Source organism: Silvania sp. (assembly GCF_051656365.1).
GTDB lineage: Bacteria > Pseudomonadota > Gammaproteobacteria > Enterobacterales > Enterobacteriaceae > Enterobacter > Enterobacter hatchlandensis.
Genome location: NZ_JBOGBT010000018.1, coordinates 1 through 23,004, shown reverse-complemented (window position 1 = coordinate 23,004; position 23,004 = coordinate 1). Strand labels below are relative to the sequence as shown.

22 protein-coding genes are annotated in these 23,004 nt (G+C 57.9%); 6 read left to right on the top strand and 16 right to left on the bottom strand.

Going from position 1 to position 23,004, the window contains the following annotated elements; translation table 11 throughout:
* Positions 1–38: 38 nt before the first annotated feature.
* Positions 39–1,427, bottom strand: a complete 1,389-nt coding sequence (locus ACRDD5_RS03465) for a NarK family nitrate/nitrite MFS transporter (RefSeq protein ID WP_438675938.1) — start codon at positions 1,425–1,427, stop codon at positions 39–41.
* Positions 1,428–1,631: 204 nt separating this feature from the next.
* Positions 1,632–2,207: a TetR family transcriptional regulator gene (locus tag ACRDD5_RS03460; RefSeq protein WP_438675937.1), complete on the bottom strand. Its 576-nt coding sequence runs from the start codon at positions 2,205–2,207 to the stop codon at positions 1,632–1,634.
* 115 nt (positions 2,208–2,322) lie between these two features.
* Here ACRDD5_RS03460 and ACRDD5_RS03455 point away from each other — a divergent pair, with 115 nt between their 5' ends.
* Complete coding sequence (locus tag ACRDD5_RS03455; protein ID WP_438675936.1) at positions 2,323–3,810, top strand: MFS transporter; 1,488 nt, start codon at positions 2,323–2,325, stop codon at positions 3,808–3,810.
* Between the two features lie 59 nt (positions 3,811–3,869).
* Here ACRDD5_RS03455 and ACRDD5_RS03450 read toward each other — a convergent pair whose 3' ends face one another.
* The 9 genes from ACRDD5_RS03450 to ACRDD5_RS03410 all read right to left on the bottom strand — a co-directional run bounded on the left by ACRDD5_RS03450 (position 3,870) and on the right by ACRDD5_RS03410 (position 11,098).
* Positions 3,870–4,187: a helix-turn-helix domain-containing protein gene (locus tag ACRDD5_RS03450; RefSeq protein WP_438675935.1), complete on the bottom strand. Its 318-nt coding sequence runs from the start codon at positions 4,185–4,187 to the stop codon at positions 3,870–3,872.
* A 115-nt stretch (positions 4,188–4,302) separates the two neighbouring features.
* Positions 4,303–4,569, bottom strand: coding sequence for a type II toxin-antitoxin system RelE/ParE family toxin (locus tag ACRDD5_RS03445; RefSeq protein WP_438675934.1), 267 nt, complete (start codon positions 4,567–4,569; stop codon positions 4,303–4,305).
* A 79-nt stretch (positions 4,570–4,648) separates the two neighbouring features.
* Positions 4,649–5,875 carry a Zn-dependent hydrolase gene (locus tag ACRDD5_RS03440; RefSeq protein ID WP_438675933.1) on the bottom strand — a complete coding sequence of 409 codons (1,227 nt, stop codon included), beginning with the start codon at positions 5,873–5,875 and terminating at the stop codon, positions 4,649–4,651.
* The gene (locus tag ACRDD5_RS03435; RefSeq protein WP_438675932.1) at positions 5,872–6,354 is read right to left on the bottom strand and encodes an L-2-amino-thiazoline-4-carboxylic acid hydrolase; all 483 of its coding nucleotides are present in this window, start codon (positions 6,352–6,354) and stop codon (positions 5,872–5,874) included. The genes ACRDD5_RS03440 and ACRDD5_RS03435 overlap by 4 nt, the downstream gene beginning before the upstream one ends.
* Positions 6,355–6,371: 17 nt before the next feature.
* Complete coding sequence (locus tag ACRDD5_RS03430) at positions 6,372–7,529, bottom strand: branched-chain amino acid ABC transporter substrate-binding protein (protein WP_271280599.1); 1,158 nt, start codon at positions 7,527–7,529, stop codon at positions 6,372–6,374.
* A 26-nt stretch (positions 7,530–7,555) separates the two neighbouring features.
* The gene (locus tag ACRDD5_RS03425) at positions 7,556–8,275 is read right to left on the bottom strand and encodes an ABC transporter ATP-binding protein (RefSeq protein ID WP_438675931.1); all 720 of its coding nucleotides are present in this window, start codon (positions 8,273–8,275) and stop codon (positions 7,556–7,558) included.
* Positions 8,268–9,035: an ABC transporter ATP-binding protein gene (locus tag ACRDD5_RS03420; protein WP_271280597.1), complete on the bottom strand. Its 768-nt coding sequence runs from the start codon at positions 9,033–9,035 to the stop codon at positions 8,268–8,270. The genes ACRDD5_RS03425 and ACRDD5_RS03420 overlap by 8 nt, the downstream gene beginning before the upstream one ends.
* Complete coding sequence (locus tag ACRDD5_RS03415) at positions 9,032–10,138, bottom strand: branched-chain amino acid ABC transporter permease (protein ID WP_271280596.1); 1,107 nt, start codon at positions 10,136–10,138, stop codon at positions 9,032–9,034. The genes ACRDD5_RS03420 and ACRDD5_RS03415 overlap by 4 nt, the downstream gene beginning before the upstream one ends.
* Positions 10,139–10,147: 9 nt before the next feature.
* Complete coding sequence (locus tag ACRDD5_RS03410) at positions 10,148–11,098, bottom strand: branched-chain amino acid ABC transporter permease (RefSeq protein WP_438675930.1); 951 nt, start codon at positions 11,096–11,098, stop codon at positions 10,148–10,150.
* A 170-nt stretch (positions 11,099–11,268) separates the two neighbouring features.
* Here ACRDD5_RS03410 and ACRDD5_RS03405 point away from each other — a divergent pair, with 170 nt between their 5' ends.
* Complete coding sequence (locus tag ACRDD5_RS03405) at positions 11,269–12,213, top strand: LysR substrate-binding domain-containing protein (RefSeq protein ID WP_438675929.1); 945 nt, start codon at positions 11,269–11,271, stop codon at positions 12,211–12,213.
* A gap of 64 nt (positions 12,214–12,277) precedes the next feature.
* Here the strand turns inward: ACRDD5_RS03405 and yddG are convergent, their stop codons facing one another.
* A complete protein-coding gene (yddG, locus tag ACRDD5_RS03400; RefSeq protein WP_438675928.1) occupies positions 12,278–13,162 on the bottom strand; it encodes an aromatic amino acid DMT transporter YddG in 885 nt (294 codons plus the stop codon).
* A 221-nt stretch (positions 13,163–13,383) separates the two neighbouring features.
* Here yddG and fdnG point away from each other — a divergent pair, with 221 nt between their 5' ends.
* The 3 genes from fdnG to fdnI are packed head-to-tail and all read left to right on the top strand — an operon-like array spanning position 13,384 to position 17,976.
* Positions 13,384–16,431 carry a formate dehydrogenase-N subunit alpha gene (gene fdnG / locus ACRDD5_RS03395; protein WP_438675927.1) on the top strand — a complete coding sequence of 1,016 codons (3,048 nt, stop codon included), beginning with the start codon at positions 13,384–13,386 and terminating at the stop codon, positions 16,429–16,431.
* 11 nt (positions 16,432–16,442) lie between these two features.
* A complete protein-coding gene (gene fdxH / locus ACRDD5_RS03390; protein WP_438675926.1) occupies positions 16,443–17,327 on the top strand; it encodes a formate dehydrogenase subunit beta in 885 nt (294 codons plus the stop codon).
* Positions 17,320–17,976: a formate dehydrogenase-N subunit gamma gene (fdnI, locus tag ACRDD5_RS03385; protein ID WP_438675925.1), complete on the top strand. Its 657-nt coding sequence runs from the start codon at positions 17,320–17,322 to the stop codon at positions 17,974–17,976. Before fdxH ends, fdnI begins: the two co-directional genes overlap by 8 nt.
* Positions 17,977–18,115: 139 nt before the next feature.
* On the opposite strand, the gene ppk2 is transcribed toward fdnI, so the two are convergent.
* On the bottom strand, positions 18,116–18,946 hold the full coding sequence (ppk2, locus tag ACRDD5_RS03380) for a polyphosphate kinase 2 (RefSeq protein ID WP_438675924.1): 831 nt from the start codon (positions 18,944–18,946) through the stop codon (positions 18,116–18,118).
* 202 nt (positions 18,947–19,148) lie between these two features.
* Between ppk2 and araJ the strand changes: the two genes are divergently transcribed.
* Complete coding sequence (araJ, locus tag ACRDD5_RS03375; protein WP_438675923.1) at positions 19,149–20,324, top strand: MFS transporter AraJ; 1,176 nt, start codon at positions 19,149–19,151, stop codon at positions 20,322–20,324.
* A 6-nt stretch (positions 20,325–20,330) separates the two neighbouring features.
* Here the strand turns inward: araJ and ACRDD5_RS03370 are convergent, their stop codons facing one another.
* The 3 genes from ACRDD5_RS03370 to ACRDD5_RS03360 form a co-directional block, all read right to left on the bottom strand.
* Positions 20,331–21,422 carry an alkylhydroperoxidase domain protein gene (locus ACRDD5_RS03370; protein ID WP_438675922.1) on the bottom strand — a complete coding sequence of 364 codons (1,092 nt, stop codon included), beginning with the start codon at positions 21,420–21,422 and terminating at the stop codon, positions 20,331–20,333.
* A 9-nt stretch (positions 21,423–21,431) separates the two neighbouring features.
* Positions 21,432–22,421: a putative FMN-dependent luciferase-like monooxygenase gene (locus ACRDD5_RS03365; RefSeq protein WP_438675921.1), complete on the bottom strand. Its 990-nt coding sequence runs from the start codon at positions 22,419–22,421 to the stop codon at positions 21,432–21,434.
* A partial coding sequence (locus ACRDD5_RS03360) for an ATP-binding cassette domain-containing protein (protein WP_438675920.1) occupies positions 22,418–23,004 on the bottom strand: 587 nt, incomplete at its 5' end. The genes ACRDD5_RS03365 and ACRDD5_RS03360, both read right to left, overlap by 4 nt.

Here is a 23,004-nt window from a genome sequence, read left to right as displayed (position 1 = left end):
CCGCGGTTACACTGCTCACAAAAAAGTGAATAACATCGTTATGGTTTGACGTGTTTTTGACGGCGGCCATACACCAGCCAGGTGATAAACACGCAGGCGATGTAGAACACCAGGAAGACTTTCATTGCACCCACTGGCGAGCCGGTCATCGCCAGCGAGGTCCCGAAGGCTTTGGGGATGAAGAACCCGCCGACGGCGCCAATCGCTGAGATAAAGCCCAGCGCCGCGGCGGTATCCGAGACGGCCTCTTTCTGCGCCTGCTCGTCGCTGCCGCCGTGCAGTTTCACTCTGTAGATGGTGATTTGCCGGAAGATGACCGCAATCATCTGGAAGGTCGATCCGCTGCCCAGCCCGGCGGTGAGGAACAGCCCCATAAACACCAGGAAGAACGCGGTAAAGTTGCCGGAGCCGGAGCCCGGCAGGGTGAGGAACAGCAGGGCGGTGAAGACCGCCATAAAGACGAAGTTGATAAGTGTCACGCGCACGCCGCCGAGCTTATCGGAAATAACCCCTCCGGCGGATCGTGCCAGCGCGCCGAGCAGCGGGCCAAAGAAGGCGAGATGCAGGATGTTGACATCCGGGAACTGGGTTTTCGACAGCATCGCGAACCCGGCAGAAAAGCCGATAAACGAGCCGAAGGTTGCCAGATAAAGCAGGCTCAGCAGCCACAGATGCAGGCGTTTCAGCACCGGCAGTTGGCTGGCGATAGTCGCTTTGGCGCTGGCGATATCGTTCATGCCGAAAAAGGCGGCAAGGGTTGCCAGCAGCAGCAGCGGGGCCCAGACCCAGGCAGCGTTCGCCAGCGACAGGGTCGAGCCATCTTCCTGCGGCACACCGTGAACGCCGAGGAAGGTGAATATCGGCAGGAAGATTACCACCGGGGCCACCATCTGCATCACGCTGACGCCCAGATTACCCAGCCCGCCGTTTATCCCCAGCGCGCTGCCTTGTCTGGCTTTCGGGAAGAAGAAGCTGATATTGCCCATGCTGGAGGCGAAGTTGGCCCCGGCAAAACCGCACAGCAGGGCGATGATGATAAAGACCGTGTATGGCGTGGCGGTGTTCTGCACCGCGATGCCCAGCCACACGCAGGGGATAATCAGAATAACGGTGCTGATCACCGTCCAGTAGCGACCGCCAAATATCGGCACCATAAAGGACCAGGGAACGCGTAATATGGCACCGGAGAGCGACGGCAGGGCAGTTAACATAAACAGCTGATCGGTCGTGAAATTAAATCCCACTTTATTCAGATTCACCGCAACTGCGCTAAATAACATCCATACGCAAAATGCCAGAAGCAGGCAGGCCACGGAGATTACTAAGTTTCGTCGCGCAATATGCTTGCCTTTATTTTCCCAAAACGCTTTATTTTCCGGCTTCCACTCTTTTAAAAGATAATGATTATTCTTCTCATGTTGTGACATATTACCCTCTTGCTTATCCGTAAATGGCAGAAAGAGAAATACAATCAGGCAGATGCATGATCTTCTGATGAGAGATTATAGGATGTGTTTCGGATGCTTCTGAAAGGATAGATAAAAAAGCGAACCCCTGAGTTTAGAAGGGAGATGTGGGTGCGCTTAATGTGTTACTAATCGTAACAGTTATCTATTTATAACCAATAAGGGTTAATACAGTTCGAGGCCAATTAAAGTGTCAAGGTGCTGATTAAACGCGGTATCGTCCATGTCCGGCATATTTAGTACGTAAAAACCGTCTAGTCCGCAGACCAACCCAATTAAACGCCAGGCGATATTTTCGGCGCGATCTTTCAGGGTAAATGCCTGCGCTGCGGCTCCGGCGCGAATAATTGCCACCGTTTCCTGATGCCACATTTCCATGGTCAGCACGTAGGCGCTTTTTATCTCGGCATCGCGGGTGGCTAACAGTTGAGCTTCTCGCCACAGCCGGACGTAGGGCTCAAAGCTGCCGTCATCGCTGCCGAGCATGGCGTGCAGACGCTCGCGCCAGCTGGCGTTTTCAGCCACCACTTCTGCATCCAGCAGGGCGCGGATCAGCCGGACAAAGGCCTGCGATTTCAGCTCCCCGGCAGAGGCAAAGTGGTGATGCACCTGGCCTGCCGCCACTTGCGCTTCACTGGCGATGCGTCTGACGGTCATGTTGGTAAATCCTTCACTCAACGCCACGCGCATGGCAGCCTGCAGGATCGCTTCTCGCCGTTGTTCCTTGCTCAGATAGCTCATTTTTATCACTCTCAACCCGGGGTCAACGAGTGTAACAAAAAGCTGGACATGCGTTCAACTTTCCGTAGGATCGCATTCTGGACATGTGTCCAGGTTTTGTAACAGAAGGGATTTTATGTTTCGTCAGTGGTTAGCATTAGTGATTATCGTGCTGGTGTATATCCCGGTGGCGATCGACGCCACGGTGCTGCACGTCGCCGCGCCGACATTGAGCATGACGTTAGGCGCAAGCGGTAACGAATTACTGTGGATCATCGATATTTATTCGCTGGTAATGGCGGGTATGGTGCTGCCGATGGGTGCCCTCGGGGACCGGATCGGATTTAAACGGTTGCTCATGCTGGGCAGTATTTTGTTTGGCCTGTCGTCGCTGGCGGCGGCTTTTGCGCCAACGGCAGGCTGGTTGATTGCGGCGCGGGCATCGCTGGCCATTGGTGCGGCAATGATCATCCCGGCAACGCTGGCGGGTATTCGCACGCTGTTCGTCGAAGCGAGACACCGTAATATTGCCCTTGGCGTGTGGGCGGCGGTTGGGTCCGGTGGCGCCGCGTTTGGCCCGTTGATTGGTGGTCTGCTGCTGGAGCATTTCTACTGGGGATCGGTGTTTTTGATCAACGTGCCGATTGTGCTGCTGGTGGTTACTCTGGCGGCCCGCTTTGTGCCTGCGCAGCCAGGGCGGCGGGAGCAACCGCTGAATATCAACCATGCGCTGATGTTGATCGTGGCGATTTTACTGCTGGTCTTCAGCGCCAAAACCGCGCTGAAAGGGACAATGTCTCCGTGGCTGGTGGCGATGACCTTACTCACCGGGGCAGTGCTGCTCCTGACTTTTGTGCGGATTCAGCTGGGCGCGAAAACCCCGATGATCGATATGCGCCTGTTCTGCCATCCCATTATCCTGAGCGGCGTGGTAATGGCGATGACGGCGATGATCGCGCTGGTGGGCTTTGAGCTGTTGATGGCGCAGGAACTGCAGTTCGTTCACGGCTTTACACCGTTCGAGGCGGGGATGTTTATGCTGCCGGTGATGGTCGCCAGCGGCTTTAGCGGCCCGATTGCCGGTGTGCTGGTGGGACGGCTGGGGTTACGCATTGTGGCTACGGGTGGGATGGGGCTGAGCGCTATCAGCTTCCTAGGTTTATCTCAGCTTGATTTCAGCACCCAACAATACACCGCGTGGGCATTGATGGTGCTGCTTGGTTTTAGTGCGGCCAGTGCTTTACTGGCGTCAACGGCGGCCATTATGGCGGCGGCACCAAAAGAAAAAGCGGCTGCCGCCGGGGCGATTGAAACCATGTCTTACGAGCTTGGGGCAGGACTTGGGATCGCTATCTTTGGTTTGCTGCTAACGCGCAGTTTTTCGGCGTCAATCGAACTACCCGTGGGGCTGAACGCCACACTAGTGGAACATGCGTCGTCCTCGATCGGTGAAGCGGTGAAAGTGGCGCAGGGGCTCTCGCCGTCACTGGCAGAGCAGGTGATTGACGCGGCGAAGGCTGCGTTTATTACCTCACACAGCGTGGCGTTGGGCAGTGCTGGGGGGATGTTGCTGCTACTGGCGATGGGGATTTGGTTCAGTCTGGCCCGCGTAAAGCAAAGCTAAACCTGTGTTACCTTGAATGAAAAAGCCGCTTGCGCGGCTTTTTTTGTACGAATGACAAATTAAATCATGAATACTTCCGGTCCTTTGGCATCAATAATATTGATGATCCGTAGTGCGGCTTTGTTGGGTTTGCTTTCATTTCGCTCCCATTTCGACACGCTCTCAACAGACATACCGGTTATCATCGCCAGAACCGACTGAGACAGGTTGTAGCGTATCCGAACTTCTTTAATCAGCCCGCCGCTCATCTCCCTGACCGCCGGGATATCACGGGCGTGGATCGCGGCATCTATGGATGCCACCGTCTCATCTTTCACAACACCTAATTTGTTGTAACGCTGTGCCATGCCCTGAATACGTTTTAGCCGTTCAGTCATCACAAGTTACCTCTATCAGTTCTTTTTCATCCAGCAGGCGTTTTATCTGGGCTGGCTTCAGCGCGATAAAATCTTCTGCGATTCTGCAATAAGCATCGATTTCATCATCTTCAAGTTACTTTCCTTTCTTTTTAGAAAGATGACTTTTCAGATACATATCAAAAAAATAAACCGTTGTACCATCATGAAAAAATACGATTGCCCGCGCCCCATCTCGTGGACTGACAGCAGGCAGAGCAAGCCGTTTTTTATAGGTGTATTTGCCTAAATGGTCGCCATGAAGGCCAGAAATAATCGCGTTAGCGGCCTTACACAAAACGGCGTTACTGATGCGTGCCTCCCTGCGTTCCGCCTCAAATTCAGGCGTTAAATAGATCTCCATGGTCATTCCTTAACCTTGCAACCCGTAATGGTTACTATAGTCAAGGTTACGGGTTGAGTGCAACAAAGTTTCACGAGACTTAATTTTCCTGCGCAGCATTCAACACACTGTGCAACAACACGTTCGCGCCTTTCTCTGACCATTCCGGGAGGATACGTTCGGCTTCGTTGTGGCTGATGCCTTTCTCGCACGGAATAAAGATCATGCTGGCCGGGGCGATTTTGCTCACGTAACAGGTATCGTGCCCGGCGCCGGAAACCATCGGTATGGCCGAGTAGCCCAGTGCCGCCACCGCTTCTTCGCTGCGTGCCAGGCAGGCGGCATCAAAAGCAATGGGCGCGTAATCGAAGATCCGCTCGACGTCGGCATTCACCCCGCGCGCCGCAATATGCTTCGCCGCCTGATACAGCGCGGCTTCCATCGCGTCCAGCGCCTCGATTTGCGGATGGCGGAACTCTACGCTGCAGACCACCCGGGAGGGGACCACGTTGCGGGAATTCGGCGTAACGTTCGCCATACCGATGGTCGCCCGACCGTCGGGCACGTGCTGATAGCCAATGGCTTCTACCTTCAGCGCCAGTTCGGCAAATGCAGTAAGTGCGTCGCGGCGGCTGTGCATGGGGGTGGTACCCGCGTGCGCCGCAAAGCCGTCCAGGGTGATCGTAAACCAGCGCTGGCCCATCGCCGCGCGTACCAGCCCGATATCAATGGCGTCATCTTCCAGAATCGGCCCCTGTTCGATGTGCAGCTCATAGCAGGCGTGAATCGGGAAGGCGCGGGCAGGATGCTCCCCGCGATAGCCGATCGCGTCCAGCGCCTCGCCGACGTTGATGCCGTCCCGGTCGGCCCGCGCGTGGGCATATTCCTCACTGAACTGCCCGGTCCAGACCCCGGAAGCCAGCATCGCCGGGGCAAAGCGCGCGCCTTCTTCGTTGGTCCAGTTTATCAGCACGATATCGCGCTCGGTTTCAAGCTGATTGTCGTTCAGCGTGCGCAGCAGCTCCAGCCCGGCCATCACGCCGTAGATCCCGTCGTAATTGCCGCCGAGCGGCTGAGAATCCACGTGCGAGCCGGTGATCACCGGGGCCAGCGTGGGGTTTTTTCCGGCGCGGCGGATAAACATATTGCCCATGCTGTCGACGTCGCAGTTGAAGCCGGCCTCCTGCGCCCAGTCGCGCAGCAGGTTGCGGGCAATCCGATCTTCGTCGCTCAGTGCCAGACGGGTAACACCCCCGGCGGGGGTGCCTCCGATCTGCGCCATCATCTCCAGCGTCGACCATAGCCGCGCTGCGTTAACACGAATCATGCTTTGTCCTTGGTGCTACGGTAGCGGAAGTCGCAGCATGCGCCACCCTGCATGATGGTGGTGGTGCGCGTCAGCTCCACGTCCGGGGCGTAGCCGACGATAAACTTCTCGTCGCGAGCGCAGGAGAGCAGGTGGCCGATCTCGCCCAGCCCCATCTCGTGATACATCTCGGCGTAGCGGCAGCGGGTGACGTTGTAGTTGTACTGCTGGTCGTCAGCGTCGATCACTTTGACGTCGAGGGCGTTATCCTTCTCCCACAGATACTGCAGGGCGATAAAGCTCTTCACGTCCGCGCCGTTCGGCTCCTGGCGGGCAAAATGCTGTCCGGCATCAATTGCCGCCTGTTCAATGGCTTCGCCAATGACCGCCTGGGCGCGGGTTTTCCCAATCTCGCGCACCAGGATTTCATAAATTGGCTTAATAATTTCTGCTTCAATTTTGCGGCGGGCGAGAATGCCCAGCTCGTTATTATCACTCATCACATTGCCTCACTGCGTTACTTCGGTTGTGCGCCGCCGAGCACGGTTTGCGGCTGCCATTTGCCCTCGACCACTTTGTAAACGGTAAAGGATGGTGCTTTCAGATTGCCCTCTTTATCGAACGCAATCTGTCCGGTGACGCCGGAATAGCTGATGGCGCGCAGGGCAGGCAGGTATTTCGCCGGATCGACCGAGTCGGCTTTTTCCATCGCTGCAACCAGCACGCGGGTGGCGTCATAGGCGAATGGGGCGTGCAGTTCGATATGAGTGTGATAGCGGGACTGATACGCCTGCTCGAAGGCTTTTCCGCCCGGCATCTGATCCACCGGCAGGCCCGGCTCCAGCGCCACGACGCCGTCACCTTCTTTCTGCGCCAGCTGCAGGAAGGTCTGGCTGACAAAGCCGCCTGCGCCCATCAGGGTGGCGTCCATCCCCAGCTGTTTGATGCGTCGCGCCAGCGGTGCCGCCTGGCTGTCCACGCCGCCGAAGAAGATCAGATCCGCTTTTTTACTGCGGATGGCGGTCAGCACGGCGCTAAAGTCGACGGTTTTGTCGTCCACGTACTGCCGGTCGACAATTTTCACGCCCTGGGCTTCCAGCGATTTAATAAATTCATCCGCCAGCCCCTGGCCGAAGGCGGTACGGTCGTCGATCACCGCGATGCGCGTTGCTTTCAGGGTCTTGACCGCGTATTCCCCGGCAAACTGGCCGCCGTCATCGTCATGGCCCATCACGCGGAAGCTGGTGTCAAAACCCTGTTTGGTGTAGCCGTGACCGGTTGCCACCGGGGCGACCTGAGCGATACCTGCGTCGTGATAGACGCGCGCCGCCGGGATGCTGGTGCCGGTGTTCCAGTGGCCGACCACGCCTGCCACATTGCTGTCGACCAGACGCTGGGCTACGGCTACCGCCGTGCGCGGATCCGACTGGTCATCTTCCGACTGCAGCTTGAAGGTCACCGCTTTGCCGCCGATGGTCGGATGCTGTTTATTGATGTCGTCAATCGCCAGCTGGGCACCGTTCTCCAGATCTTTACCGATACGGGCAGACGGCCCGGTCAGTGGTCCGGCCAGACCGATAACCACGGTTTCGCTGTCGGCAGCCCAGGCACCCGGTGCGGCAAAACTTCCGAGCAGAATGGCGGCGCTGAGCGCACTGATTTTTGCTGTTTTCATTGTTATTCCCTGATGTTGGTGGTGTGTTAAACGGGCATTTCGCCCAAATAAATCTGTGCGATCTGATCATCGGCAAGCAGCGCTTTCGACTCGCCGTGATGGACGATGCCGCCGCTGTCCATTACCCAGGCTTTGTCGGTGACATCCAGCGCCAGCCGGGCGTTTTGTTCGATCAGCAGCAGGGCCACGCCGCGATCGCGCAGCCCGGCGATCGTTGCAAAAATGTTCTCAACCATTTTGGGTGCCAGCCCCATCGACGGTTCGTCAAGGATCAGCAGGCGCGGGCGGCTGAGCAGGGCGCGGTTCAGCGCCAAAAGCTGCTGTTCGCCGCCGGAGAGCAGCCCGGCAAGCTGGTGCTGACGCTCGGCGAGGCGCGGAAAACGGTCAAATATCTCTGCCATCTCCTGCTTCACGGTGACAGTGTCACGCCGTAGCCAGGCCCCCATTTGTAAATTCTCCAGCACCGTCATACGGGCGAAGATCCCCCGACCCTCTGGCACCATCACCAGACCGTCGCGCAGCAGCGCTTCGGCTTTACGCTTGCGCACCGGCTGGCCGTTAAATTCGATATTGCCGCCAAAGCGCTCCAGCCCGGTAATGGCCCGCACGGTGGAGCTTTTGCCCGCGCCGTTAGCGCCAATCAGCGTCGCCTGTTCGCCCTCGTGCAGAGTGAAAGAGACGCCGCGCACCGCCTGAATGCCACCGTAATGCACATCCAGCCGTTCAACCTTCAGTAATTCAGACATGCTTGTTGCCTCCAAGCCAGGCGGCGATCACCGCCGGGTCGCGCCGCACGCTATCCGGCGTGCCGCAGGCCAGGGTTTTGCCGTAGTCCAGCACCGTCAGGCGATCGCAGATGCCCATCACCAGCTTGACGTCGTGCTCAATCATCAGCAGGGTTTTGCCGTCGTCGCGCATGCGGGTCAGCAGCTCGCCCAGGGCCACTTTCTCGGCGGCGTTCATCCCGGCGGCGGGCTCATCCAGCGCCAGCAGCAGCGGATCGGTCGCCAGCGCGCGGGCAATCTCCAGCCGACGCTGATGGCCGTAAGCCAGATCGCAGGCGCGATAGTGGGCAAATTTGGCGATCCCGGTGTACTCCAGCCAGTGCCAGGCCTGCTCACGGGTGTCGACTTCTTCAGCGCGGGCACGTTTATGCCGGGTCAGCGCCGCCCACAGCCCGTTACGGGTACGCACGTGGCGTCCGACCATTACGTTTTCCAGTACCGACATCTCATTAAACAGCCGCACGTTCTGGAATGTGCGGGCGATGCCTGCCGCCGTCACTTTCTCGATCTGTTTTGGCGAGTAAGGCCGATCGGCAATCGCAAATTCACCGCTGTCCGCCGGATACAGGCCGGTAATCAGGTTAAAACAGGTGGTTTTTCCTGCGCCGTTGGGGCCGATCAGGCCGTAGATCTCGCCGGGGTTAATCGACAGCGAGACGTTATCAACCGCCGTCAGGCCGCCAAAGCGTTTGGACATATTGCGCACGGTTAACAGGCTCATGCTTTCACCTCCTTGTGGCGTACCGGCCAGATGCCCGACGGGCGAACCAGCATCACCAGCACCAGCGCCAGGCCGTAGAACAGCTGACGCAGAATTTCCGGGTCGACCAGCACCGTGCCGAACAGCGCCTGCTGCACCGGCGCCGCCTGGCTGCGCAGCAGTTCCGGCAGAGCGGTCAGCAGCACCGCACCGAGGATCACCCCCGGGATATGACCCATCCCGCCGAGCACCACCATCGCCAGCACCGCAATCGACTCCTGCAGGGTGAAGGATTCTGGCGAGACAAAGCCCTGGAAGGCCCCAAACAGCGCCCCGGCGATGCCGCCAAAGGAGGCGCCCATCGCAAAGGCCAGCAGCTTAAAGTTACGCACGTTGATGCCCATCGCCCGGGCCACGTCTTCGTCTTCACGAATGGCATGCCACGCCCGACCAATGCGCGAGTGCTGCAGGCGCAGGCAGACAAAAATGATCGCCACAATCATCAGCATCAGCAGGTAGTACCACAGCCACAGCGCCGGGACTTTGACGCCAAACCAGTGGTAAACGCCGCTAAACTTGAGTCCGAACAGGTTGAGGGTATCGACCCCGGAGATACCCTTTGCGCCGTTGGTGATGTTCACCGGGCGGTCGAGGTTGCGCATCAGGATGCGGATGATCTCCCCGAAACCGAGGGTCACAATCGCCAGGTAGTCGCCGCGCAGTTTCAGCGTAGGGGCACCGAGCAGAATGCCGCACACCGCCGCGACCAGCGCCGCTATGGGGATAATCAGCAGATACGAGGTGTGTAGCCCATCCGGGAACCAGACGCTGAGGATCGGGAACACCTCCAGCAGATGTGGTGAGGCCAGCAGCGCTGCCAGATAGGCACCGACGGCATAAAAGGCGATAAAGCCCATATCCAGCAGGCCGGTGTAGCCCACCACAATGTTCAGCCCCAGCGCGAGCATGATGTAGAGCAGGGCGAAGTCGATCACCCGCACCCAGTAGTTACCGCCCAGTTGGGTCGCCACAACCGGGGCCAGCACCAGCGCCAGTACCAACAGCGTCATGCCGGACCAGAATTTACGGCTGACCGCCGGGGTTTTGAGTTCAATTGCAGTCATGATTTTCCCTTATGCCCTGTGCGCAACGCGCTCGCCCAGCAGGCCCGCCGGACGGAATACCAGCACCAGAATCAGCACGATAAAGGCGAATACATCCTGATAGTTGCTGCCGAAGACGCCGTGAGTCAGCTCGCCCAGATAGCCTGCACCCAGCGCTTCGATAATGCCGAGTAAGATCCCGCCAATCATCGCCCCGCGAATGTTGCCTATGCCGCCGAGCACCGCGGCGGTAAAGGCTTTAATTCCGGGCAGAAAGCCCATCGAGAAGCTGGCATTGCCATAGTTGCTGGCCATCATCACCCCGGCAAGCGCCGCGAAGATGCCGCCAATGGCGAAGGTGAGGGTGATGATTGCATTCGGGTTAACGCCCATCAGGGTGGCGACGCGCGGGTTTTCGGCCACGGCGCGCATGCCGCGTCCCAGGCGGGTGTACTCCACCAGCAGCCACAGGCCGATCATCACCGACAGCGCCAGCGCCACGGTGACGATGCCGGTGACGGTGACCAGCGCCGGAGGATGCGCGTCGCTACCGGCAGTAACCGCAATCGGGTCCATCGGCAGGATCTGCGGGAACATCAGCGGGTTGCGCGACCAGATAATCATCGCCACGGTTTGCAGCAGCACCGATACGCCAATCCCGGAGATCAGCGGCGCCAGGCGCGGGGCGTTGCGCAGGCGACGGTAGGCAAAGCGTTCAACGGCCATCGCCAGCAGGGCGCAGACCGCCATCGCAATCACCAGCGCAAAACCGAGCTGCAGCAGCTGCGGCATGGCGGGGAAATGGCTGTTGATCAGGTTCAGCGATGAGAGGGTGGTCAGCGCGCCGACCATTAAAATATCGCCATGGGCAAAGTTAATAATGCGCAAAATGCCATACACCATGGTATAGCCCAGCGCGATCAGCGCGTAGATGCTGCCCAGCATTACGCCATTGATCAGTTGTTGTATGAGTGTGTCCAACGTTGTTACCCGACAAATTGCTCTTTCAGCGGGTAACATCTAATAATTGAATTAGATTGTGAAATACGCATATATTCTTTCTTATGACATCTGGAGCTTGTTTTATCTGCATGATTTATAACAAAATCATAAATCACTGATTAATCTGACTATCCTGAATAGATCAATATATGAAAAAAACAGAACAATCACCGGGCCAGTCAGGGTTTGCTGAAAGCCGTCTGGCGAACGATCCGCCGCTGCGGGCGGTACGCGCCTTTGAGGCGATTGCCCGGCTGGGCAGCGTGACGCTTGCGGCCCAGGAGCTGCAGATCTCGCCCTCGGCGGTCAGCCACCAGCTAAAAGTGCTCGAAGAATATCTGCAACTGCCGCTGACCGAACGCCAGGGGCGCAGGTTGATCCTCAGCCCGCAGGGGCGGGACTATTACCGCTCGATCCGTGCGGCGTTTAACGTCCTGCGCCAGGCTACGGAACACCTGGTGGAGCAGGTGCAAACCCGTCAGGTGACCATCAGCCTCATCCCGCTGTTTGGCATGGGATGGTTTATCCCGCGTCTGCCCACCTTTATGCGCGCCAACCCGCAAACCGAAATCAACGTGGTCTACGCTAACCACCGCAACTACCTGAGCGACGCCTCGGACATGTCTATCCGCTTCGGCAACGGGCAGTGGGCGGGCTACCAGAGCGAAAAGCTGATCTCCGGGCAGATGGTGCCGGTATGCAGCCGGGCGTTTCTGCGCCTGCACGGGCATATCGATACTCCCGAGCAGCTGCTGCAAATGCCGCTGTTGCACGATGAGGAGCGCGTTACCTGGCAACAGTGGTTTATCCAGCAGGGGGTGAAACGTCCGCCGCGTCGCAGCGGACCGATGTTCGAAGACGGGCTGCTCACCCTGGCAGGCGTGCAGGCGGGGTTGGGGTGTGCCTTAATGCGCGAGCCGCTGATCGCGCCCTATCTGGAGAGCGGCGAGCTGGTGAAGATCTTCGATCTGCCGATTGATGATGGGCGGGATTATTATCTGTGCGTGCGTCAGGACGGGGAGATGACGCAGGACGGGAAGTTATTGCAGGGATGGTTGCAGAGGGCGGCGGGTGTCAGTGACGCTCTGGCGTGAGGATTTAAATGGATGACTCCTCTCCCTCAGCCCTCAAGGGAGAGAGGATAATCGGTGCACATCATCAGGCGCGGTTTCGCGTGGCATACCAGCACAATAGCGATCCCGCACACACCATCATCGCCCCTTGCCAGAAGCTAAACGTCAGCGGTGAACTCAGCAGCACCGCGGCCAGCGCCGCTGACAGCACCGGGGTAAAGTAGGAGGCCGTCGCCAGAATCGTCACGTTGCCGTGCAGAATACCTGTGTTCCACGACGCGTAACCCAATCCCAGCGCAATGCCGCACATCAGCAGCTTGATCACCACCGGCACGCTGAATACCATCTCCGGCTGATCGCTGAAGAAATATTTTACCCACAGGGTCAGCGCCGTCAGCAGTACAAACAGGGTGATCCCGTTCTGGCCTTTGGCGTATCTGCTGGTTACCGTGCAGTAGGCCGCCCAGATAAAGGCGCCGACAAAGGCGAGGCCATAGCTCAGCGGGCTGGACACCACGTTGCTGACGATATCGTCGATGTGCAGACCACTTTCTCCGCCCAGCACCCAGCTGACGCCCAGCAGGGAAATGAGCAGGCCGGGGATCACCCACAGTGTCGATTTTTGCTTGTTAAACAGAATGGCAAACACGATGGTCAGGCTCGGCCAGAGATAATTTACCATCCCCACTTCAATGGCCTGATGGCGGGTGGCGGCATAACCTAAAGACAGCGCCAGGCAGAGCTCATAGCTGACAAACAGCACGCTGCCGGCCATCAGGTAGCGCGGTGAGAAGCGACGCAGATCGGGGAAGCCAACCGTCACCAGACAGAGTAAACCGCTGAGCGTATAGATCATCGCCGCGCCACCTACCGGCCCCAGACCTTCACTGACTCCCCGAATCAGCCCCACCATCGTGCTCCACAGCACAATTGCGGCAAGACCAATCAAGGTTGCTTTTTTTCTGTCCATCACATTTCCACGGGCTTTATTTTCAAAGGGCAAATTTATAGCACTGTTTCAGCACCTTCCGCGAATTAATCTGCCCCGACCTACTCCTTAAGGATCAGTAAAAATCGCCAGCGCTGACTATTAAGAGGGCGAAGATCGGCGACATTGATTTGCCGCAAAAAAAACAGGGGCATTGCTGTTAATTTCCAGGCCGAAAGCTCATTGAAACAACGAGGACCACAATGGACGTCAGCCGCAGACAGTTTTTCAAAATCTGCGCGGGCGGTATGGCCGGAACAACAGTCGCTGCGCTGGGTTTTGCACCCAAAATGGCACTGGCTCAGGCGCGAAACTATAAGCTGCTGCGCGCAAAAGAGATCCGTAACACCTGCACATACTGTTCCGTGGGATGCGGGCTATTGATGTATAGCCTGGGAGATGGCGCGAAGAACGCCAAAGAAGCGATTTATCATATTGAAGGCGATTCGGATCATCCGGTGAGCCGCGGGGCATTATGCCCGAAAGGGGCGGGCCTGCTGGACTATATCCACAGCGACAACCGCCTGCGTTACCCGGAATACCGCGCGCCAGGCTCCGACAAATGGCAGCGCCTCTCCTGGGATGAGGCTTTCACCCGCATTGCCCGGCTGATGAAGGCCGACCGCGACGCCAACTTCGTCGAGACCAACGAGCAGGGCGTGACAGTTAACCGCTGGCTCTCCACCGGGATGCTCTGTGCATCTGCGGCAAGTAATGAAACCGGTATGCTGACGCAAAAATTTGTGCGCTCGCTCGGCATGCTGGCGGTAGACAACCAGGCGCGCGTCTGACACGGACCAACGGTAGCAAGTCTTGCTCCAACATTTGGTCGCGGTGCGATGACCAACCACTGGGTTGATATCAAAAACGCTAACGTCGTAATGGTGATGGGCGGTAATGCCGCTGAAGCGCATCCGGTGGGATTCCGCTGGGCGATGGAAGCCAAAAACAACAACGATGCAACGCTTATCGTCGTCGATCCGCGCTTTACGCGTACGGCATCGGTAGCGGACATCTATGCACCAATCCGCTCCGGCACGGACATTACCTTCCTGTCCGGCGTGCTGCTGTACCTGATCGAAAATAACAAGATCAACGACGAATACGTCAGACACTACACCAACGCTAACCTGCTGGTGCGGGAAGATTTTGCCTTCGACGACGGACTGTTCAGCGGCTATGACGCCGAAAAACGCCAGTACGATAAATCCTCCTGGAACTACCAGTTCGATGAGAACGGCTACGCCAAACGCGATGAAACCCTGACCGATCCGCGCTGCGTGTGGAACCTGCTGAAAACGCACGTGTCCCGCTATACGCCGGAGGTGGTGGAGAACATCTGCGGGACGCCAAAAGCCGATTTCCTGAAAGTGTGTGAAGCGCTGGCCTCGACCAGTGCCGCCGACAGAACCACCACCTTCCTGTATGCGCTGGGCTGGACCCAGCACACGGTGGGAGCGCAGAACATCCGCACCATGGCGATGATCCAGCTGCTGCTCGGCAATATGGGAATGGCGGGCGGCGGGGTGAACGCCCTGCGCGGTCACTCCAACATTCAGGGGTTAACCGATATTGGCCTGCTGTCGACCAGCCTGACCGGCTACCTGACGCTGCCGTCGGACAAACAGACGGATCTGCAAAGCTATCTGGCGGCCAATACGCCAAAAGCCACGCTACCTGACCAGGTGAACTACTGGAGCAACTATCCGAAGTTCTTCGTCAGCCTGATGAAATCCTTCTACGGCGATGCGGCGCAGAAGGAGAACGACTGGGGCTTTAACTGGCTGCCGAAATGGGATCAGTCCTACGACGTCATTAAGTATTTCAACATGATGGCGAAAGGTAACGTCACGGGCTACATCTGCCAGGGCTTTAACCCGGTGGCATCGTTCCCGGATAAGAACAAGGTTGTCGCCAGCCTGAGCAAGCTGAAGTACATGGTGGTGATCGACCCGCTGGTAACCGAAACGTCGACCTTCTGGCAGAACCACGGTGAGATGAACGATGTCGATACCGCGTCTATCCAGACCGAGATGTTCCGTCTGCCGTCCACCTGCTTTGCCGAAGAGGACGGCTCCATCGCCAACTCCGGTCGCTGGCTACAGTGGCACTGGAAGGGGCAGGATGCGCCGGGCGAAGCACGTAACGACGGTGAGATCCTGGCCGGGATTTACCACCGTATTCGCGAGATGTATCGCAACGAAGGTGGCAAGGGCACTACGCCGCTGCTGCAGATGAGCTGGGATTACAAGAAGCCGGATCATCCGGAGTCCGAAGAGGTGGCCAAAGAGAACAACGGGGTCGCTCTGGCGGATCTCTATGACGCCAGCGGCACGCTGATTGCGAAGAAAGGCCAGCTGTTAAGCAGCTTTGCTCATCTGCGTGATGACGGGACGACGGCCTCTTCATGCTGGATCTACACCGGCAGCTGGACCGAGCAGGGCAACCAGATGGCGAATCGCGATAACGCCGATCCGTCCGGGCTGGGCAATACGCTGGGCTGGGCCTGGGCCTGGCCGATGAACCGTCGCGTACTGTACAACCGCGCCTCGGCAGACATCAACGGCAAGCCGTGGGATGCAAAACGGATGCTGATCGAGTGGAACGGTTCGAAGTGGACGGGGAACGATATTCCGGACTTCAACACCGCGCCGCCGGGCAGTAAAACCGGGCCGTTTATCATGCAGCCGGAAGGGCTGGGTCGTCTGTTCGCCATCGACAAGCTGGCGGAAGGACCGTTCCCGGAACACTACGAGCCAATGGAAACACCGCTGGGCACCAACCCACTGCACCCGAACGTGATCTCAAGCCCAGTGGTGCGTCTCTACAAGGAAGATGCCGTGCGGATGGGCAAGAAAGATAAGTTCCCGTATGTCGGGACCACCTATCGCCTGACCGAGCACTTCCACACCTGGACCAAGCATGCGCGACTCAACGCTATCGCCCAGCCGGAACAGTTTGTCGAAATCAGCGAAACCCTGGCGCAGGCGAAAGGCATTACCAATGGCGATCGCGTGAAGGTGAGCAGCCAGCGTGGCTTTATTCGCGCGGTGGCGGTGGTGACCCGCCGTCTGCAGGCCCTCAACGTCAACGGCCAGCAGGTCGAGACCGTCGGAATCCCGCTGCACTGGGGCTTTGAAGGGGTTGCGCAGAAAGGTTACATCGCCAACACCCTGACGCCAGCGGTGGGCGATTCCAACTCGCAAACGCCGGAGTACAAGGCGTTTCTGGTCAACATCGAGAAAGCGTAAGGAGCGAATAAATGGCGATGGAAACACAAGACATTATTAACCGCTCCGCTACCAACGGCTTTACCCCCGCGCCTCGTGTGCGGGATTACAAGGCGGAAGTGGCTAAGCTTATCGATGTCTCCTCCTGCGTGGGCTGTAAAGCCTGCCAGGTGGCCTGCTCTGAGTGGAATGATATCCGCGACGAGGTGGGGCACTGCGTCGGGGTTTACGATAACCCGGCGGATCTGAGTGCCAAATCCTGGACGGTGATGCGCTTTAGCGAAACCGAACAGAACGGCAAACTGGAGTGGCTGATCCGCAAGGATGGCTGTATGCACTGCGAGGATCCGGGCTGCCTGAAGGCGTGCCCGTCTGCCGGGGCGATTATTCAGTACGCCAACGGCATCGTCGACTTCCAGCAGGATAACTGCATCGGCTGCGGGTACTGCATCGCCGGGTGTCCGTTTAATGTCCCGCGTCTCAGTAAAGAGGATAACCGGGTCTATAAATGTACCCTGTGTGTGGACAGAGTCAGCGTCGGCCAGGAGCCGGCCTGCGTGAAAACCTGTCCGACAGGAGCGATTCATTTCGGCACCAAAAAAGAGATGCTGGACGTGGCCCAGGAACGGGTTGATAAGCTGAAAGCGCGCGGCTACGACAAAGCGGGGATCTATAACCCTGCGGGCGTCGGCGGTACGCATGTGATGTACGTTTTGCACCACAACGATCAGCCGGAGCTGTATCACAATCTGCCGAAAGAACCGGCCATCGATACCTCGATTAACCTGTGGAAAGGCGCGTTAAAACCGCTCGCCGCGGCAGGCTTTATCGCCACCTTTGCCGGGTTGATTTATCACTACATTGGTATCGGGCCGAACAAAGAGGTGGATGACGACGAGGAGGAACATCATGAGTAAGTCAAAAATGATTGTGCGCACGAAGTTCATCGACCGCGCCTGTCACTGGACGGTGGTGATTCTGTTCTTTCTGGTGTCGCTGTCCGGGATCGCGCTGTTCTTCCCGACTCTGCAATGGCTTACCCAGACCTTTGGTACGCCGCAGATGGGGCGCATTCTGCACCCGTTCTTCGGGGTGGTGATTTTCGTGGCGCTGATGTTTATGTTTGTCCGCTTTGTGCATCACAATATTCCCGACAAACAGGATATTCCCTGGCTGAAAGGCATTGTTGAAGTGCTGAAAGGCAATGAGCATAAAGTCGCGAAAGTGGGCAAATACAACGCCGGACAGAAGATGATGTTCTGGACCATCATGAGCATGATCTTTGTGCTGCTGGTGACCGGGGTCATTATCTGGCGAACGTACTTTGCGCACCTGTTCCCGATGCAATTAGTGCGCTACAGCCTGCTGATCCACGCGACCGTCGCCATTATTTTGATCCATGCCATCCTGATCCATATGTATATGGCGTTCTGGGTGAAAGGGTCGATTAAAGGGATGATTGAAGGGAAGGTGAGTCGCCGCTGGGCGAAGAAACACCATCCGCGCTGGTATCGTGACGTAGAGCGTATGGAAGCGCAGAAAGAGAGTCGTGAAGGGATGAAATAAAAGCTGGTTTCCCCCGCTCCGGGAGATATTTCGGAGCGGGTTTATACATGATTGGATGTTTTTGATAAAGACGTCTGTTGTATTAAGTGTTCTCAGCATTAATAAAAAACGCCCTCCGTTATTAAAGAGGGCGCGATGATTAAAAGCGGTCAGGAATAACGTTGAAGTTATGCGCGGTGGATTTAACTTTGCCAATTTTACGTTTTGGAAATTTAACTGGCTTAACCGGAATCTCTTCATAATGGATCTGCGACAGCAGGTGCGAAATGATATTTAGCCGCACGCGCTTTTTATCTTCCGAGTGGGCGACATACCACGGGGCCCAGTGGTTGTCGGTGGCGGCAAACATTGCATCGCGCGCCACGGTGTATTCATCCCAGCGGTTGTAGGATTTGATGTCCATCGGCGAAAGTTTCCAGGTTTTTCGCCCGTCATTAACCCTGTCTTTAAGGCGTCGCTCCTGCTCCTCCGGTGTAACCTCCAGCCAGTATTTCAGCAGGATAATGCCGGATTCGACCATCGAGCGTTCAACCAGCGGCGTAGCTTCCAGGAACTTTTGCACCTGTTCTGCGGAGCAGAAGCCCATTACACGCTCGACGCCGGCGCGGTTGTACCAGCTGCGATCGAAAATGACGATCTCACCAGCGGCAGGCAGATGTGGAACGTAGCGCTGGAAATAGAGCTGGCTCTTTTCCCGCTCGGTCGGTGCCGGTAGCGCCACCACCCGGAAGACGCGCGGGCTGACGCGTTCGGTAATGGCTTTGATGGCGCCGCCTTTTCCCGCCCCGTCACGTCCTTCAAAGACAATACAAACTTTTAAGCCTCTACTCACCACCCACTGCTGCAGCTTAACCAGCTCGACGTGCAGTCGGCGCAGCTCTTTTTCGTACTCCTTTTCCTTCAGCGGGGTGGTTTTAGTGAGATCCACAACGGGTTTGCTTTTGTTTTTGTTTTTCTTTTTGTCGGCCATGGTGCGTTCCTTTATACGGGGTTCTGCCGGTTCAATGAGACGTAACACTTTGAAGTGTAATTGCGGGGCCGGTTGTTGGCGGAAAATATTCACTCCCTACCCGAAATAATGGATTAACGAGCCAGAAGGGCGATTTGAACTGGTTCACCCTGGCGGATTGTTCAATAATGCCGGTTGCAAATTTTTAACATGTGGTCGTGGTATGAAAAAGACGGTGTTTTCCTTAGCCCTGGGCACCTTTGGCCTGGGGATGGCGGAATTTGGCATTATGGGGGTGTTGACCGAGCTGGCGCGTGATACCGGGATCTCGATTCCTGCTGCCGGTAATATGATCTCGTTTTACGCCTTTGGCGTGGTGATTGGTGCCCCGATTGTGGCGCTTTTTTCAAGAAAGTTCTCGCTGAAAACGACGCTGCTGTTTCTGGTGGCGATGTGCGCCGTCGGTAACGCCATTTTTACCTTCTCCGGGTCGTATTACTGGCTGGCGATAGGGCGACTCATTTCTGGATTCCCGCACGGAGCCATTTTTGGCGTTGGGGCGATCATCCTCTCTAAAATTGCCCCACCGGGAAAAGTCACGCTGGCGGTGGCGGGGATGATTGCTGGCATGACGTTTGCCAACCTGCTAGGTGTGCCGCTCGGTACCTGGCTGGGGCACGAATTTAGCTGGCGATATACCTTTTTTCTGATCACGATCTTCGACGCGCTGGTGATCCTGTCGGTGCTGATGTGGGTGCCAAACCTCCACGATCAATCGGCCGCCCGATTAACGGAGCAGTTCCACTTTCTGAAGAAACCCGAGCCGTGGCTGATTTTTGCGGCAACCATGTTTGGCAACGCAGGGGTGTTTGCATGGTTCAGTTTTGTGAAGCCGTTTATGGTCAACGTCTCGGGCTTCTCCGAAGGGCTGATGACGGCGATCATGATGCTGATGGGGCTCGGCATGGTGCTGGGTAATCTGCTCAGCGGCAAACTGTCGGGGCGTTTTAGCCCGCTGCGCATCGCAGCCATTACCAATATGGTGATTGTCGCCTCGCTGCTGCTGCTTTTTGCCGTTGGTGAAATAAAAATGGCTTCGCTGGCGATGGGATTTATCTGCTGTACCGGGCTGTTTGCGCTCTCTGCGCCGCTGCAAATTCTGCTGCTGCAAAATGCGAAAGGGGGCGAACTTCTGGGCGCGGCGGGCGGCCAGATGGCGTTCAATCTGGGCAGTGCGATTGGGGCTTATTTCGGCGGGATGATGATTACCCTCGGCTTTAGCTGGAGCTATGTCACGCTGCCGGCGGCGCTGCTTTCCTTCTCTGCGATGTCTTCGTTATTGCTGTATGGCTATCTGCAGGCCAAACGGATGCAGGCTAACGCTCGCGCGCTAGCCTGAGTGTTGTCAGGTGAGTGCCGGTTCGCCGAGGGTCAACATCAGGCGGTTGGCCCAGGCAAAGAAGGCAGCGGACTGCACCAGGTCGAGTTGTCCTAAGGTATCGAGTTCCTGTTTATCCAGGGCCGACAGGTGCAGCGGCGTTGCGGCGGGTGGGGTGACCGACAGCGCCGCCGCAAACGCAATTTCCGCCTGCCAGCGTGCAGAGTGCCCCTCACCCAGCGACTGCCCCGGCTGGACTGCCAGCAGCGCATCCACCGCATCATTCTCCTTCAATAACTGGCTGGCTTTACGGGCATGAACCGAGGCGCAATAAATGCAGCCGTTGATCTTGCTGGTCACCGTGGCGGCCAGTTCGCGTTCGGCGCGCGATAAACCGCCTGACGTGTAAAAAATTCCTTTGTCGGTGAGCGTGCGCTGCTCAAGAACCGGCAGATTACGCCCCAGCAGGCGGAAATAGTCTGAATCGGTATGGCCGAATTTCGCCAGAATCGCCTGCTCATCGGCGGAATATTCCGCCAGCGGTTTTGACGCCAGCCACGGCTCCCAGTCCAGCTCCTGGCGGGTGAACTGCACCGGAGCGCGACTGCCGCTTTTGGTGACGGGCGCGGTGTGCCACTTTCCGGCGACCACCGGAGTATCGCTGGCGACAACCGGTTTGTCATTCAGTAAACGCAGCCCAACGATCAGGCGGCTCTGGAAGCTGACAAACGCGATCAGCTGCGCCAGGGTCACAATCCCTTCCTGACTCCAGCCCGCCAGGGTGAGCGCATTCAGCGCGCCGGGCGTCGCCTCGACCGGGGAAAAGGTCAGCACCCGGGCAAAGGCCAGGGCCGGCGTCAGGCGCAGAGAGGTCGGATCGGCCAGACCAAACCCGGCGTAGTGAGCGGCCAGCGCATCGGCGTTATGCCATTTGGCGACTTTGGCCGCCACCGCAAAGCGCTCGTCCAGCGCAAAATCCGCGTCCTGCTGGCTGAACAGCGTTTCGTAGCTTCCCTGTGCGTGACGGGTAGCCGCCTCGCGGGTGCCTCGCGCCTGTTCCAGCGGGGAACCGGGTACGATCTCCGCCAGTTCGGCGAGAATATCCAGACTTAAAGCCATAGTGACTCCTTAAAGAAGATGAGGGGCGATCTGCTCTGCGATTAACTCTATCGAACGTAATGTGTCCTGATGCGACGGCTCAACGGAGTGCACCTGGAACGAAATGTCGGTGGCGCGGGCCAGCACGGAATCCCGCTGCAGCGAGGCGAGCACCGTCTGCGGCGCGCCGATATGGGCGTCGAACTGGTGAATATAATCCGTGACAGTGTCACCTATGAGTGCGTGTCCGGCTGCGCGATGCTGCTGTGCCTGGCGGGTTAAACCGGCTTCTGCCACCTTCAGCGCGTAAGCGTCGCTATCGGCCACAAAGGCGGTACGCGAGGCCAGAATACGCGGGGCCACGCCGGACGGCAGCGCATCCAGATACGCATCGATAATCGGGTTCTGGATCGCATCAAGCGACAGGGAAAGATTATCCGCCGGGCGCGGCTGGGTACGGGAGAGCATCAGCCCGTGGCCCTGCTGCGCGGCACGTACTGCGCCGTCGACAGAGAAGGTGGCGATCCAGACTCGCTCGGCCAACTGCGGGGCGGGCGGATAGAGATGATTGTCCGGATGGGTCAGGGAATCCCCGCGCCAGGCGCTGTGGATCAGATGCAGGTGATCGGCGAAGGTTGCCGCCCGCTCGTTAATGGTCAACCCGAACGGTAAAAATGAGGTCGGGGTGCCGCCGGAACCAAACCCCACTTCCAGCCGCCCGTCGGCCAGCAGATCCAGCACTGCCGTGTCTTCCGCCACCCGGAGCGGGTTTTCCAGCGGCAGGGTGATGATGGCAGTGCCCAGGCGAATGCTCGTGGTGTGCGCCGCCACGTGGGCGAGGAACACCAGCGGCGACGGCAGGCCGCCTTCGTGCTCGTGGAAGTGGTGCTGCGCGATCCACGCGCTGTCAAAACCGTAGCGCTCGGCGTGGCGGATCTGCTCTGTTGCCAGGCGATAGCGTTCTTTGGCTGGCGCATCGTCCAGCAGGCGGGTAAAGAAACCCAGGCGTTTACGCGTCATGCGTACTCCTCCGTAAGGGGTGAGAAATGGGGAATGGCGGCGATCAGCTCGTGGGTGTAGTCATCCTGCGGCGCGGCAAACAGCGTATCGACGGCGCCGTGTTCAACGACTTTGCCGCTGCGCAGCACCGTCACGCTGTGGGCAATTCGCCGGACGGTCGCCAGATCGTGAGTGATAAACAGATAGGTCAGTCCCAGCTGCTGCTGTAGCTGCTGGAGCAGGGCGAGGATCTGCGCCTGTACGGTAACGTCCAGCGCCGAGGTGGCTTCATCCAGCACCAGAATGGTCGGCTCCAGAATCAGCGCCCTGGCAATGGCAACGCGCTGGCGCTGGCCACCGGAGAGTTCCCGCGCGGTGCGGGTTAACAGCTCGGGCGACAAGGCCACCCGCCGGGTGACGCTCTCCACCCGCGCGGCGCGCTCGGCTTTGCTGAGGCGGACAAAGTTCTTCAGCGGCTCTTCTATTATCTGGAACAGCGTCTGGCGCGGATCGAGCGAGGCGAACGGGTTCTGATAGACGAACTGGATCTTCTGTCGCAGCTGGCGGCGCGCCTCGTGGCTGAGGCTGGTGGCATTGATATCAT

What these genes read in the sequence shown, in the direction of transcription:
- ACRDD5_RS03405 (WP_438675929.1), top strand. Translation starts at nt 11,269, where the DNA reads ATGAAAAAAACAGAACAATCACCGGGCCAGTCAGGGTTTGCTGAAAGC.
- ACRDD5_RS03435 (WP_438675932.1), bottom strand. Translation starts at nt 6,354, where the DNA reads ATGAGTGATAATAACGAGCTGGGCATTCTCGCCCGCCGCAAAATTGAA.
- ACRDD5_RS03365 (WP_438675921.1), bottom strand. Translation starts at nt 22,421, where the DNA reads ATGACGCGTAAACGCCTGGGTTTCTTTACCCGCCTGCTGGACGATGCG.
- yddG (WP_438675928.1), bottom strand. Translation starts at nt 13,162, where the DNA reads ATGGACAGAAAAAAAGCAACCTTGATTGGTCTTGCCGCAATTGTGCTG.
- fdnI (WP_438675925.1), top strand. Translation starts at nt 17,320, where the DNA reads ATGAGTAAGTCAAAAATGATTGTGCGCACGAAGTTCATCGACCGCGCC.
- ACRDD5_RS03445 (WP_438675934.1), bottom strand. Translation starts at nt 4,569, where the DNA reads ATGGAGATCTATTTAACGCCTGAATTTGAGGCGGAACGCAGGGAGGCA.
- ACRDD5_RS03420 (WP_271280597.1), bottom strand. Translation starts at nt 9,035, where the DNA reads ATGAGCCTGTTAACCGTGCGCAATATGTCCAAACGCTTTGGCGGCCTG.
- ACRDD5_RS03425 (WP_438675931.1), bottom strand. Translation starts at nt 8,275, where the DNA reads ATGTCTGAATTACTGAAGGTTGAACGGCTGGATGTGCATTACGGTGGC.
- ACRDD5_RS03450 (WP_438675935.1), bottom strand. Translation starts at nt 4,187, where the DNA reads ATGACTGAACGGCTAAAACGTATTCAGGGCATGGCACAGCGTTACAAC.
- ACRDD5_RS03415 (WP_271280596.1), bottom strand. Translation starts at nt 10,138, where the DNA reads ATGACTGCAATTGAACTCAAAACCCCGGCGGTCAGCCGTAAATTCTGG.
- ACRDD5_RS03465 (WP_438675938.1), bottom strand. Translation starts at nt 1,427, where the DNA reads ATGTCACAACATGAGAAGAATAATCATTATCTTTTAAAAGAGTGGAAG.
- araJ (WP_438675923.1), top strand. Translation starts at nt 19,149, where the DNA reads ATGAAAAAGACGGTGTTTTCCTTAGCCCTGGGCACCTTTGGCCTGGGG.
- ACRDD5_RS03460 (WP_438675937.1), bottom strand. Translation starts at nt 2,207, where the DNA reads ATGAGCTATCTGAGCAAGGAACAACGGCGAGAAGCGATCCTGCAGGCT.
- fdxH (WP_438675926.1), top strand. Translation starts at nt 16,443, where the DNA reads ATGGCGATGGAAACACAAGACATTATTAACCGCTCCGCTACCAACGGC.
- ACRDD5_RS03440 (WP_438675933.1), bottom strand. Translation starts at nt 5,875, where the DNA reads ATGATTCGTGTTAACGCAGCGCGGCTATGGTCGACGCTGGAGATGATG.
- ACRDD5_RS03430 (WP_271280599.1), bottom strand. Translation starts at nt 7,529, where the DNA reads ATGAAAACAGCAAAAATCAGTGCGCTCAGCGCCGCCATTCTGCTCGGA.
- ACRDD5_RS03455 (WP_438675936.1), top strand. Translation starts at nt 2,323, where the DNA reads ATGTTTCGTCAGTGGTTAGCATTAGTGATTATCGTGCTGGTGTATATC.
- ppk2 (WP_438675924.1), bottom strand. Translation starts at nt 18,946, where the DNA reads ATGGCCGACAAAAAGAAAAACAAAAACAAAAGCAAACCCGTTGTGGAT.
- ACRDD5_RS03370 (WP_438675922.1), bottom strand. Translation starts at nt 21,422, where the DNA reads ATGGCTTTAAGTCTGGATATTCTCGCCGAACTGGCGGAGATCGTACCC.